Origin of the sequence: Cohaesibacter sp. ES.047 (genome assembly GCF_900215505.1) — a bacterium.
Lineage (GTDB): Bacteria > Pseudomonadota > Alphaproteobacteria > Rhizobiales > Cohaesibacteraceae > Cohaesibacter.
On record NZ_LT907844.1, the window covers coordinates 3192829 to 3206216 of the forward strand.

A 13388-nucleotide genomic window follows, 5' to 3' on the forward strand; every position below is an offset into this window, starting at 1 on the left:
ATGCCGTGCTCGCCAGACAGGATCGAAGCACGCAACAGGAGAGAGACATGATTGCAGTAACCGGAGCCTCGGGCCATCTAGGCCGCCTTGTTATCGAACATCTTTTGAAGACAACCAGCCCTGAAAGCATCATCGCGCTTGTGCGTGACCCCTCCAAGGTTGCCGACTTTGCAGACAAGGGCGTGATCGTACGCACAGCGGATTATGATCAGCCCGAAAGCTACCTGGAAGCCCTCAAAGGGGTGGGCAAACTGCTGATGATCTCCGGCAGTGCGGTTGGGCAACGCATACCACAGCACACCACCGTCATCGAAGCGGCCAAAGCCAACGGCATCAAACTGATTGCCTACACATCGATCCTTAAGGCTGACAGCTCACCGATCCTGCTGGCTGAGGAACACAAGGCGACAGAGGAGTTGATCAAGGCCTCAGAGCTCGCCTACACATTTTTGCGCAACGGCTGGTACAGCGAGAACTACACCGAAAATCTCGCTCCGGTTCTGGCTCATGGAGCCGTCATTGGCAATGCCGGTGATGGTCGTGTGGCGACGGCAACCCGCTCCGATTATGCAGCCGCGGCGGCTGTCGTTCTGGCCGGTGGCGATGAGCATGCGGGCAAGACATATGAGCTTTGCGGGGACGCTGACTTCTCCATGGCGGACTACGCCGCCGAGGTTACCAAGGCCACTGGCAAGCAGGTTGTCTATGCCGACATGGCATTTGATGATTATGTGCAGGCGCTGGTTGGCGCAGGCGTGCCCGAGGGCTTCGCGACAGTCCTTGCCGATGCGGACAAGGCAATCAAGGGCGGTTGGTTGAACGGTGCATCCGGATCACTTTCAAGCCTTATAGGTCGTCCCACGACACCGATCAGCGATAGCATCAAGGCCGCGCTTTGATCTTGGGCGGCACCAGGTTTGACGGTTGAATCAACACTTTTGAATCAATCTGTGAACCACTTGAATCGATACGTCAGATTAGGACGGCGTCTTTGGGCGCCGTCTTTGCAAGGACTTCCAACCGATTCAAAAGACTCGACAAATTCACGTCTGTTAAAGTGCTTTAACAAGCTCAAGTGAAGCTGTTGAATCAAACTGTTAAGCCGCAATTTCGCTGATCCGGATCGCGCAAGGCCCTCTTTAATGGGCGCGATGGTAGCCATTGATCCAGCTGTGCCGAACAGTCCATGTCGTTGGATCGAAGGCTACAAGATCTGCGGCAAAACCCGGTGCGATTGATCCGATGGATGTGTCCATGCGCATGAAGGCGGCCGGATATCTCGACGCCATGCGCAGCGCTTCTGAGATCGGCAAACCCAAAAGCTCGACGGCATTGCGCACGGCTGTCATCATGTCGAGGTCTGATCCGGCAAGGACGCCATCCTCGGTGCGGCACTGGCCATCCTGAGCGTAGATGCGCTCGCCATGAAGGTCGAAGCTCTTGTTGCGCGCTCCAACCGATGCCATCGCATCGGTCACCAGCATGATCTTGCCTTTGGCTTTGGTCTTGAGGGCCAGACGCATGGATGCGGGATGAACATGAAATCCGTCGACGATCAGCCCACACCAGGTGTCCTCGTCATCCAGCGCCGCACCAACCACGCCCGGTTCCCGACTCTCCAGCGGTGACATGGCATTGAACAGATGCGTAAAGCCCCTCAGACCGTTGCGCAGGGCCGGAAGCATATCCTGATAGCTTCCTGCTGTGTGTCCAGCGCAGACGATACCGCCGCGCCGGGTCAACTCTGCAATGAAGTGCGAGCCAACCTTTTCCGGTGCGACCGTGATCACCCTGACGCCAAGATCCGGATGGGTGAGGAGATCAAGCGCGCCTTCGTCGACCGGCCGGATCACGTCCTCATCATGCACGCCCTTGCGAACTGGATTAACATAGGGTCCCTCGAAATGGACGCCCTTGATGGCGCTCAGCGAATTGTTCTCGCCCCAACTGCGGTGAGCGCGCGAGATGAGCGATGCGACATGCTCCATGCTTTGCCAGCGATCGCTGATAAGGGTCGGCAGCATCGAGGTGGTCCCGTGGGCCCGGTGGGCATCTGCGATGGTCTCAAGCCCCTCAAGAGTGGTTCCGCCATTGAGCATGGCACCGCCCCCGCCATTGACCTGAGTGTCGACAAACCCGGGAGCCAGCACGAGGCCAGTCAGGTCATAGGGCTCAAAGCCCCCAATGGATTTGGGCCGGTCCACGATGTCGCCGATGATCCCCCCGTCAAGGATCACCGCCTTGCCAGCGTGGAACTGGTTTCCATCAAACAGGCGGGCATGGACGAGGATCTGTTGCATCGGAGCGAATCCGTCATGTCGGGGTCAGACAGTTTGGTTCTTCTGGCTAGCAGATCGGGCCAGAAGCGGCAACGAAATTCGATGCGCGGATACCGGCTCGATCCTTGATGCCAGCCGAGGATTTGCGACCAATCAACGTCGATCCGTCTTCAATAATGAAGCTCGCTGACATGCTCGTAAAGATCACCGCGATAGTAGGCCCGGACGAACTCGATGGGCCTGTCCCGCTCAATCAGGATTTTGTCATTGGCATCGACCGGCGGAGCCGGCTCGTCTTTGAGCGCACGTTCGGTTGTGATGCGGATCTTGTAGAGCTTGTACAGCTTGTTGATGCTCAGATAGGACCTGCGCCTGACATGGAGGCATGCCGAGCCGGTCGGCACGGAAAGTAGATGAGCCTGAGAGGCGTCTGCAAGCTGTGCGGAGACAACCTGGATGGCCCGGGTCGGTCGGCGGTCATGTGCATCCAGCCAAGCATAAAGTGAGCTCTCGATCACATTCGGGTCCGGCAGAATGGTTGCCAGCAGAACGGCATGTTCGAGGCACATGGGTTTACCATTGGCAAACCGCAATCGATAGAGGCGACTGACGAGCTGATCAGGCATGATCTCCAGTGCTTCGCACTCCTCCGGGCTGGGAAGACCGGTTGACCGATTGAGCCAGATGGAGTTGGTGCTGATACCGCGCGTCCGCATATCTTCGGAAAAGCTGGCAAGGGGCTGGGGCCTCGGGGCCTCGCGTGAGGCGACAAACGTTCCCGCACCGTGGCGCTGAATGAGAATGCCTTTTTTGACCAGCGCACGAACTGCATTGCGCACGGTCACTCGTGATACGCCCAGCTGCGCTGCCAGCTCGCGTTCTGCGGGCAGTGCGTCGCTGACTTCGACGAGGCCGGAGTCTATGGCCTGTTCAATTCCCCTCTGCACGCGCAGATAAAGAGGGGTCGAGCTGGCATGATCCTTGATTGTCTCGGCGCGCAAATGCTCGAGAAACAGGGCCGTGTCAGCCATAACTGGCGCTCTCGCTATGCCCGATCTGGTGCTCAAAACCGGGTTCGAGTTTGGGCAGGACGCCGCCCGCAAGCAGAACAGCGCCATCCCTTGCATCATACTGGCGTGGAACCAGCAAGGACGTAACGTCAGCTTCAAGCCAAGGCTCCACATATTCTGCAAAGCCACCCATCAGGGCAATCTGGTTGATGCCCCGCCAAGCGAGGGCACGCAGAATGGCGCTCGCTTCGGAGCCGCAGTCCCGCATCAGCTTGTGGGCGACCGGATCTTTCTTTTCAACAAATTCAACAACCGTTTTGGCAAATTTGGCATAGTCGGCCGGTTTGGCGTGCTCTGACCAGATCACCATGTCTTCCTGACTGTCACCGAAATGGAACATGATGCTGTCGGTCATCGGGCTGACGTCGCGGATGCCATCGAGCGCTGCAAGAGCGTGGCGCAGGGCTGCTCTGCCCACTTGGGCACCGCTGGCCCCATCAGAGAGCAGAAATCCCCAGCCGCCGACATTGACCGGATGGCCGCGCACAAGGCCATAACCACAGCTCCCTGTGCCGATGATCATGATGCCGCCATCGCGGGCGCCGGCGTGGGCGCCGAGACACGCGATATGTGCATCATTCTCGATCCGCAAGCTCGCGAAGGGATGTTCCCAGGTGCGCAAAATTTCCTTATCTGCCGCCACGTGCAGTCCGGCCAGCCCGATTCCGACGTGGGTGCGTGCAACCGCTTCCTCACCAAATCCGGCGTTGACCAGCGTCTCGCGTGCCACGTTGGCAACCTGCTGCTGTGCGAGCTCAAGCCCGAGGCGCGTGTTGGCCGGTCCGGTCATTGCTTCTCCCAGAAGCGCTCCTGTGCCATCTCGCAAACGACCGCGACAGTTGGTGCCGCCTCCATCAATACCAAGATATAGGGTCTCTTGCTGTGTCATCACCTTGCCTCGCGCAATGTTCAACACCCGATTGCACGGTCAGTATGATCCCTGAAATCAGATGAAAGGTCTGGTCTGCAGTAGAATGCCAATTAAAACCAATTTCAATGCTTCAAATGGTTGACCGTATATTTACGTATAAAACGCAACGGAATAGGGTGATGGTACGCAAAATTGGATTTCTATTGGCATCTATATGTATGTGCAAATTAAAACGAGCTTGCTCGCCTTTATCTCGATTGTTGAATATTGGTAACCGCAGAAGAGCCAGACCGAGGCTAAGCCCCGCGAAGGTGCCTGTCTCCTCCCAACAAGAACGGAAGCATCAACGCGCACTGGCTTCTTGAATGCGACTTGGGCATACTGTCCTGCGGCCCGGCCCGAACTGCCGGTAATGGAACACACTGACACGGACGGCACAAAGGTTGACTATGGCCCAGACATGCTTGCGCGGACGGATCCTCGCTTTTCACGCTGAACCGCAAAGCCCGGATGATGACAGCGCGCATAGCTATATCGAGGATGGTGCGCTGCTGATCGAGAATGGACTGATCATTGCGCGCGGAGACTTTGCGGACCTTGAGACGCAATTGGCCTGCGATTGTGCAATCGTCGATCACCGGCCCTGCCTGTTGATGCCCGGCTTCATCGACACCCATCTGCACTTCCCGCAGGTGCAGGTTATCGCCAGTTGGGGTGCGCAATTGCTCGACTGGCTAGAAAACTACACTTTTCCCGCCGAGGCGCGCTATTCCGATGCTGCGCATGCTGAACGCATGGCTGTGCATTTTTTTGACGAGCTGCTCTCTCAGGGCACCACCACAACGGTGGCATATGGTTCGGCGCACAAAACCTCTGCAGACGCCTATTTCGCCGAAGCGGCACGGCGCAACATGCGAGTGATCGGGGGCAAGACCATGATGGACCGCAATGCGCCGCCGGAGGCCTCGGACACCGCACAGAGCGGATATGATGACACCAAGGCCCTCATCGCCGACTGGCATGGCAAGGGCAGGGCGCTTTATGCCATCACGCCCCGCTTTGCGATCACCTCAAGCCCGGAGCAACTCGAAGCGGCCGGAGCGCTGGCGCGCGAGCATCCCGATTGCTTTATCCAGACGCATCTCGATGAGAATTTGGAAGAAATCCGCACAACAAAGGCCCTCTATCCTGATGCGCCGGACTATCTCGGTGTTTATGAACACTATGGTCTGCTCGGTCCCAAAACCCTGCTTGGCCATTGCCTTCACATGCGGCCCCGGGAAATAGGCGTGATGATCGAGACCGGATCAAAGCCGGTCTTCTGCCCCACGTCGAACCTCTTTCTGGGGTCGGGACTGTTCGATTACGAGGGCTTGCGTGCTCGCGGGGCCAAGTGCGCCATTGCAACAGACATCGGCGGCGGGACGTCCTACTCTATGCTCCAGACCCTCAATGAAGGCTACAAAGTGCTGGCGTTGAAGGACGGACAGAAACTTCATCCCTACCGCGCATTTTACTGGATGACCCTTGGCAACGCGGTGGCGTTGGGGCTGGAAGACAAGATCGGAACGCTCAATGTCGGCAGCGAGGCCGATGTTGTCGTGCTGGATAGCACCGCAACACCCGCGATGGCCCTGCGCATGGAGACCTGCAAGACATTGGCCGAGGAGCTGTTCATTCTTCAGATCATGGCAGATGATCGCTCGGTGACGCAAACCTATGTTGCCGGAGAGCCGATGAAAAAGCCCCGTTGATGGGGTCACGCCTAGCGTTTCATCAAGGACTTGAGATCGGTGCTTGCGTCTCTGACCACATTTGGGTCAGCCGTTTTTCCCGCTTCGATCAGGCGTTTGCCGACCATGTAGGCCCGCGGGTCGTTCATGGCGTCAATGGCAATCAACTGATCACCACGATAGTACCAGAAGGACATCACACCGGCTCCGCTGTCTCTGGTCACGATCCGGTCATAGCCCCTGTTCAGCCCCGCAATCTGCAGCTTGACGTCAAACTGATCCGACCAGAACCAGGGCTTGGCCACATAGGGCTTGAGTGTCTCACCCTTGAGGCTTGCAACAATGTTCTCGGCAACGATTTTGGCTTGATCGATGGCGTTGCCGACGCTTTCAAGGCGAATGCGGTCGCCATTGTAAAGGAAAGAGGCGCAATCACCGGCGGCCCATATATTCGGCACCGATGTCTGGGCAAAGACGTTGGTCGCAATCCCATTGTCGATATCAAGCCCTGCGGCCTCGGCAAGGCCCGTGGATGGTCTGACGCCGATGCCGCAAATCACGAAGTCCGCGTCCAGCATGATGCCATCATCGAGCAACGCCCCGGTGACGCGCTCGTCCCCCACGAAATGGGCGAGCCGTGAGTTTTCGAGCAATTTGACACCATGACTCTCGTGCAGAGCACGAAAATAGTTCGATGTTTCCCTGGCCGCCACCCGTTGCAGGATGCGCGGGGCAGCTTCGATCAGCGTTACGTCGAGCCCGCGCTTGGCACAGACAGCAGCGGCCTCAAGACCGATATAGCCGCCTCCCACGATGAGTGCCTTTCGCCCTTCGACGATTTCCGGCTCAAGCGCGTCAATATCCGAAAGGCCCCGAACCACATGCACACCGGCAAGATGTCCGCCCAGCGCTTCGGGCAGGCGGAGCGGATCGGAGCCTGTCACGAGCGCCAGATGGTCGTAGGGAAGGGTTTCATCACCGATGGAAACAAGCTTTTCGGTCTTTTCGATGGCGGTGACCGCCCGGCCAGTCTGCACCTCGATGTTCAGATCATCATAGAAGGATTGGGGTCGCAAGGTCAGGCCGTCAAGATCCATGTCGCCAAGCAGATAAGCCTTGGAAAGGGGCGGGCGCTGGTAGGGTAGATAGGGTTCCGAGCCGATGAGCGTCAGAGCACCATCATACCCCAGATCACGCAGTCGCTGCGCCAGCGTTGCTCCGGCTTGACCAGCCCCGACCACTACGATTCTTTCAGCTTGGCGCATCCCCGTCTCCTTCGCATTCCTGATTTAAGGCACTCGATTGACGGCACCCTGTTCCAATCAGGTCTCATATGGATGTTGGCTAACCGGAAGACCAGAGCAAGTCAATCGTCGCCATGTACCGAATTGCATCAAACTGTCGCAATGAGAAAAGGACGTGCAATGCGTTTTAAAACCGGAACTTGTTTAGAAGCTGCTTGATCATCATTTGCGAGTGGAACCGAATATGTTAGGGATGGTTAAGGATGACGAGGAGGGAAGACATGTTTGAAAATATCTATTGGATCATCTTCTGGGCTGTCATTGCGCTAGCAGTCCTGTGGCTTGCTGTCAGATGGATCAAGGAACCCAGAGAAGGCAAAGAACGCAAATAGAACGCGCAACCCCAGCTGTGCCGGAATCGGCGCATCAAGGGGTGGCGCACACTCGGTTGATCAGAGCAAACGTTAGGGCGCTTTACGGGAGGATATCATCTCGTTGGATATATCCCGTGACACTCCGGTCTTCCGGGACTTGGCATACACCGGCGCACTACTGAATCCGCGCCGGCAGAGGGTGAACATGACCAAACATCTCAAGCTTTACTATTGGCCGATCCCTTTTCGGGGCCAGCCGATCCGTGCATTGCTCTCTCACGTCGGAGCAGATTGGGAAGAGGCCGACAGCGCCCACATATCCGAGATGAAAGACCTGCCGGTATCAGATCAGCCCGGGCCATCCATGGCACCGCCTTTTCTCATCGACCCGGTGGAAGACGTGTTCCTGTCGCAGATGTCAGCCATTCTGGTGTATCTCGCCGACAAACGTGATCTCATGCCCGATGATGCGATCAAGCGCGCCAAGACGCTCAAGATCCTCTGCGACACCAACGATGTTCTGGATGAAATCTCGCTGTTTGGTGGCCGATCCATGTGGACCAAAGAGGCATGGCAAAGCTTCATTGGCGATCGCCTGCCGCGTTGGCTCGCGATTTTCGAACGCACAGCTGCCGATCATGGCGCGACGCTTGAGGGCGGAACGATACTCGGAACTGACGATATCAGTCTTGCCGATATCGCATCGGCGTCCCTGTGGTACACTATGATGGATCGTCTGCCCAAGATCGAACCGCTTGTGGTCGAAACGGCACCAATCATTGCTGCGCATGCGCGGCGTGTTTTTGCGATGCCGGCGATCTCCGTTTTCGAGTTTCAGCAGCGCCAGACTTGGGGTGACCTCTACTGCGGTGGTCAAATAGAGAAATCCATCCGCTCGATGCTGGATGAAGTTGGGATAGACCCTGCCGCAAGGACGTGAACCAGCGCCTTTTTTGCACAGATAGGTCAGGGGCTTGATTCGGCATCCATGGGTCGACAGGGCGAGCGAACGCTCGGATATATTTCAGCTTTTTGAAAACGTTCTGTGCTCCGGCAATTCTAAATATGCACTCACTCACTAATCTTTGACGATGAGACAAAGGTTCCAGCAAGCCAGTCTGGTTTTGCCTTTGGATTGAATCGCGATGCGAAGTTCGCCTTGAACTCAGGTGCCAGCCAATGGCGATGGTTCCGCGATGGTCGATTTGCCTGCGACTTTTAGCTGTGAAACACATGATATCGCCTATTGCGTCAAGGGCATGATAAACCGGCTATACCATGGATTGATGGGAGCGGATAAAACCCAATTTTGCCGGGTGCGTGAAAAATATAGAGAAAATTCAATAACTAATACCAAGGGCGTGAAGTTCTGACTCTTTAGGGATTCCATTTTTAGCACTGGCGTGATTCAACATGGCAAAGGAGATTTTGCCATGTCTGCCGCTTTGATTCTTAGCGATGCTTTTGACGCCGATAGTTTGCGCCGTCTTGCCAAAGGATGCCGCAATGCCAAACAGAGCCGCCGCCTACTGGCCATTGCGGCTGTCTATGACGGCATGAACCGTGCTGATGCCGCCAAAGTCGGCGGTATGGACCGCCAGACTTTGCGAGATTGGGTTCTTCGCTTCAATGAGCAAGGCACCGATGGTCTTGTCGACATCAAAGCAACCGGCGCTCCCATGCGCTTGAGCCCAGAACAGCTCGAAGAGTTTGTTGCTATCGTTGAAACCGGTCCTGATCCTGAGAAGGACGGCGTCTCTGTCTGGCGTAGCCAGGATCTGGTGCGTGTGATCCAAGAGCGGTTTGGGGTCTCCTACAAGGAACGTGGAGTACGGGATCTTTTGCGCCGCATGGGGTATGTGCGCATATCTGGTCGACCTCAACATCCAGAACAAAAGCCTGAAGTCATTGATGCTTTCAAAAAAACTTCTCCGCAACGTTGGCAGCGCATGTAGGCCATTTGCCAAAGAACAAGCCCATCGAGATTTGGTGGCAAGATGAGGCTAGGCTTGGTCAGAAGAATGGACTGGCCCGACTATGGGCAAAAAAGGGAACCAGACCACGTCTGCCAGCCGATCAGCGATATAAAAATGCCTATCTGTTCGGTGCAATATGTCCAGCGCGTGGCGTTGGCGCGGGATTGATGATGCCTTTTGCAAATACACAGGCCATGCAAATGCACCTCGAAGAAGTCTCAAGGACAGTGGCGCGCGGCGCTCATGCCGTGGTGCTGATGGATCGTGCCGGATGGCATACGACAAGCAGACTCAACGTGCCCAAGAATATCACCATCCTCCTGTTGCCTTCCAAATCACCGGAACTGAACCCAGTTGAGAATATTTGGCAGTATCTGCGCGGTACCTTCCTGTCCAATCGGGTCTTCGAAGACTATGCCGCCATTCTTGATGCTGGTTGCCAAGCATGGAAGAGCCTCTCCGCCAACCCAACCATCATCCATTCAATAGGTATGAGAAAATGGGCTCAAGAAGGTCAGAATTAAATGCCGTTGGTATAAGAAGTTTGCCGCGAACAGTATTTCAAGTGTGCAGCATCAACCGTTCTGAAAAGGCGACCATACCGCGCCGTATTGGGGGATGGCGCGGTATGGTCTATGACAAGCACCCATAGCCGTGGGGACAGTGAGGGAGCATGCCAATCCGATCAGTGCAGGAAAGTCGAATTTTGAAGAGATCTGTCATGAGAAAGCAAAGCTAAAAGAGGCGATAAAGCCAGAAGATTGCGCCGACTTACCCGCTCGATTTTCAATGTTCAATGAAGCGTTTGAGTATTACTACCGAATGGGTTGATGCGTATACTTGTGCTCTTTAGTTGAAAATGAATCTAAACTATTAGGCTGTTGCTAAGGATGTGGTAGGGTTAGCAATCAGGCTTGGTCAATAGACCGAGCGGTCTAGCTGCACTCTAGACTGTTGTGCACGTGGCTGTAAAGTATTCTGAATGGCTCATTCCACATATCAAAAGCTTGTCGTGGCCGCTGCGGTTATGTTTCACAAGAAAGGCTACGTCGCTGCCAGTGTTTCCGACATTTTGGAATTGGCAGATGTTCCACGCGGATCGCTTTATCACCATTTTCCCGGTGGAAAGCGGGATTTGTCGATTGCTGCCGCTCGGCATTCAGCCGATCGGGTTTTGCAATTCATAAAACTGAGCTTCGAAACCGCCCGTGCCGACGGGGCGGGGTTTATTGAAGTGATCCGCAGGATTTGTGGCCATTTCGCCGTGAAATTCGATTCGGACGAGCGCTGGGATTTTAGCCCCATGACCGCGATGCTTCTGGATCAGGACTCTGAGACACAAGTGCGCGACACCGCTCGCGAGATCTATTCGATCTGGCGCGTCGCCTTCGTGTCAGAAGCCATGGACTTTGGCGTGCCGGAAGAACAGGCCATTCTCATCGCGCGGAAGCTGCTGATGTTGATCGAGGGGGCTTGGGTGGTCTCCCGTGCCAACGACACGGCTGAGCCATTCTATCAGGCTGCCAATTTCATGATCCCCGGTACCCTTGCCATTCTCAGCGGTGAGGCTTCTCAGTAATAGAAAAACTTGACGAGGTATGTCGGATCAGGGAAGCGTCAGATAGATGCTGACGCTGTCTGCCCGTCCGGCTGAGTCTATGACCGTAAGGGTTGATAGCCCGGCCCCGCTCGGTTGCCAGGCGACCTTGCGTCTGTTGCCATTTGCTTGAAGAACTTTGCCGTTGACCAGCCAGCGGAAGGGCGGGCGTCCGTCCTGTAGCTTAACAAGGACCGGGAGAACCTGACCACTGGCTGTCCGGGTCATCTCGATCTGGGCACCGCGAGGCGGGTAGTCTATCTTGGGGGCCGGTTCCGGCAGGGAATCATTTGTCAGCCAGCTTTTTGATATCTCGAACCGGCGCAACGTCGGCGGCAATTCTGCCAGCGTCTGCTCTTGTGCGCCATATGGTTTGGAAGGCAATGGCGAGAGGGAGAGGCCAGAGCGTGAAAAGGCCTCGAATAGAATGGGAGCTGCAGCCGTTCTGCCAGTGATGCCCGGCACCGCACTGTTGTCTGCCCGCCCGACCCAGACTCCGATCACGTATCGACCATCAAATCCCACCGACCATGCGTCTCGATAGCCATAGGAGGTGCCGGTCTTGTAGGCAATCGGGAGATTGGGCGCCCCTCTCGGGGGGCTGGCATCTTTCAGAATACCGCTGACATGCCAACTGGCGACCGGATCGAGAACAGGGATGGGGCTTGCACTGGCATCCGCTTGGCGCTCGGCGCTGGAGCGCGGTTGGTCGGTCAAAATGGTGGAATGACCGCGATTGGCAAATGTGGTGTAGAGCTGGGTCAGATCCTTGAGCGTGATACCAAGGCCACCAAGCCCGATGGCTAGCCCCACATCTCCGCCTTCGGGCAGTTCGGTCGTGACACCTCCGGACCGAAGTCGCTCCATCAGGCGTGCCGGGCCGACAGCATCAAGCAGCGCCACCGCAGGCACATTGAGCGAGAGCAACAGGGCGTCATGAATGCTGACGTCACCCTGATAGTCCATGTCGAAATTCTTGGGTCGGTAGCCGCTGAAGTTGACCGGCTGGTCAGTGATGATCGTTTGCGAGCGAACCAACCCCTCTTCAAAGGCGAGACCATATATGAAGGGCTTGAGGGCTGACCCAGGTGATCTGAGGGCGCGGCTCATGTCGATCCAGCCCGACCGGGCAGGGCTGACATAATCGGGCGAGCCGACCTCGGCAAGGATATCGCCGGTTTTTGCGTCAGCCAGCACCAGAGCCGCCGATAGACGAGTACCCAGTCGATCAGCACCGTCACGAACAACGGCTTCCATCCTTTGTTGCAAATCGGCATTGAGCGTCGTTTGGTGAACGCTATCCTTCGGCGCTTGGCGGCGCAGGCGATCTGCGGTGTGCGCGGCGAGTTGTGGCATGTCGTGGCGTTTGGCCGACAGCGGGTGGCCTGATGCGCGGGCAACTTCACTTTGCGCAATCGTGCCCGATTGGGCCATGCGTTCGAGCACCTTGTCGCGGGCGCGACGGGCACGGTCCGGATAGAGGTCAGGACGCCTTGCTTCCGGGGACTGGGGCAGGGCAACGAGCAAGGCTGCCTGCTCGAGGCTGAGGTCCGTCGGCTCTTTGGCAAAATAGGCAAGTGATGCGGCCCGGATCCCTTCAAGGTTGCCGCCATAGGGCGCAAGGGTCAGATAGGCGCTGAGGATCTCGCGCTTGCTCATGCGTTGCTCGAGCTGGATCGCGCGCGCCATTTGCCAGAATTTGGCTGTGAAGGTTCGCTTCTCTCTCGGCTCGATCAACCGGGCGAGCTGCATGCTGATCGTCGAGGCTCCCGAGATGATCTCGCGATTGCTGAGCAATTGCCAACTGGCGCGGAGCACCGCGAGTGGGTCGATGCCATGGTGGGAAAAGAAACGCTTGTCTTCATAAGCCAGCAGGATATCGATGAATTCCGGATCCACAGCGTCCAAATCAGCTTTTAGTCGCCATCTATCCTCATCGGTTGTGAAGGCCCTGAGCAGATTTCCATCCCGGTCCAGCACTTCCTCCGACAGGCTCTCAAGTATCCCAAGCGGAGGCGAATTGTAGCGGTCAAACAGCCAAAAGCCTCCCGCGATGCCAACCATAAGGAAAAGCAGCAGGCCAAGCGCAGCGCCCATGCCGAAGAGGGGCTTCGGCATGGTTTGAAGCAAGGTCTTGAGAGACTTGGTCATTCCGGCTTGCCTAGGCGATTTGAAGATAAACCGGGGCACCGGTTTAGATTTAAACGCCATTTCTCAGTATGTTATCGCATTCTCGTGAACGAG

10 protein-coding genes are annotated in these 13388 nt (G+C 56.4%); 5 read left to right on the top strand and 5 right to left on the bottom strand.

Going from position 1 to position 13388, the window contains the following annotated elements; all coding sequences use genetic code 11:
• Nucleotides 1-47: 47 nt before the first annotated feature.
• Complete coding sequence (locus CPH65_RS14590) at nt 48-899, top strand: SDR family oxidoreductase (RefSeq protein ID WP_096174377.1); 852 nt, start codon at nt 48-50, stop codon at nt 897-899.
• A 240-nt stretch (nt 900-1139) separates the two neighbouring features.
• On the opposite strand, the gene nagA is transcribed toward CPH65_RS14590, so the two are convergent.
• The 3 genes from nagA to CPH65_RS14605 form a co-directional block, all read right to left on the bottom strand.
• On the bottom strand, nt 1140-2300 hold the full coding sequence (nagA, locus tag CPH65_RS14595) for an N-acetylglucosamine-6-phosphate deacetylase (protein ID WP_096174379.1): 1161 nt from the start codon (nt 2298-2300) through the stop codon (nt 1140-1142).
• Nucleotides 2301-2449: 149 nt separating this feature from the next.
• On the bottom strand, nt 2450-3310 hold the full coding sequence (locus CPH65_RS14600; protein WP_172891527.1) for a GntR family transcriptional regulator: 861 nt from the start codon (nt 3308-3310) through the stop codon (nt 2450-2452).
• The gene (locus CPH65_RS14605) at nt 3303-4238 is read right to left on the bottom strand and encodes a BadF/BadG/BcrA/BcrD ATPase family protein (RefSeq protein WP_157747708.1); all 936 of its coding nucleotides are present in this window, start codon (nt 4236-4238) and stop codon (nt 3303-3305) included. The genes CPH65_RS14600 and CPH65_RS14605 overlap by 8 nt, the downstream gene beginning before the upstream one ends.
• 431 nt (nt 4239-4669) lie before the next feature.
• Here CPH65_RS14605 and guaD point away from each other — a divergent pair, with 431 nt between their 5' ends.
• A complete protein-coding gene (gene guaD / locus CPH65_RS14610) occupies nt 4670-5974 on the top strand; it encodes a guanine deaminase (RefSeq protein ID WP_096174386.1) in 1305 nt (434 codons plus the stop codon).
• Between the two features lie 11 nt (nt 5975-5985).
• Here the strand turns inward: guaD and CPH65_RS14615 are convergent, their stop codons facing one another.
• Nucleotides 5986-7218 (bottom strand): NAD(P)/FAD-dependent oxidoreductase, encoded by a 1233-nt coding sequence (locus CPH65_RS14615; RefSeq protein WP_096174389.1) that lies wholly within the window; start codon nt 7216-7218, stop codon nt 5986-5988.
• A 558-nt stretch (nt 7219-7776) separates the two neighbouring features.
• On the opposite strand from CPH65_RS14615, the gene CPH65_RS14620 reads away from it, so the two are divergent.
• The 3 genes from CPH65_RS14620 to CPH65_RS14630 all read left to right on the top strand — a co-directional run bounded on the left by CPH65_RS14620 (nt 7777) and on the right by CPH65_RS14630 (nt 11126).
• The gene (locus tag CPH65_RS14620) at nt 7777-8511 is read left to right on the top strand and encodes a glutathione S-transferase family protein (protein ID WP_096174392.1); all 735 of its coding nucleotides are present in this window, start codon (nt 7777-7779) and stop codon (nt 8509-8511) included.
• 493 nt (nt 8512-9004) lie between these two features.
• Nucleotides 9005-10071, top strand: a protein-coding gene (locus CPH65_RS14625) for an IS630 family transposase (protein ID WP_096171592.1) whose coding sequence is annotated in 2 segments (ribosomal slippage) — nt 9005-9509 and nt 9509-10071 — 1068 coding nt in all. Because the reading frame shifts where the segments join, the coding sequence is not laid out codon by codon here.
• Between the two features lie 458 nt (nt 10072-10529).
• Nucleotides 10530-11126 (top strand): TetR/AcrR family transcriptional regulator, encoded by a 597-nt coding sequence (locus CPH65_RS14630; RefSeq protein ID WP_096174394.1) that lies wholly within the window; start codon nt 10530-10532, stop codon nt 11124-11126.
• A 27-nt stretch (nt 11127-11153) separates the two neighbouring features.
• On the opposite strand, the gene pbpC is transcribed toward CPH65_RS14630, so the two are convergent.
• Nucleotides 11154-13295 carry a penicillin-binding protein 1C gene (gene pbpC, locus CPH65_RS14635; RefSeq protein WP_096174396.1) on the bottom strand — a complete coding sequence of 714 codons (2142 nt, stop codon included), beginning with the start codon at nt 13293-13295 and terminating at the stop codon, nt 11154-11156.
• Nucleotides 13296-13388: the final 93 nt, after the last annotated feature.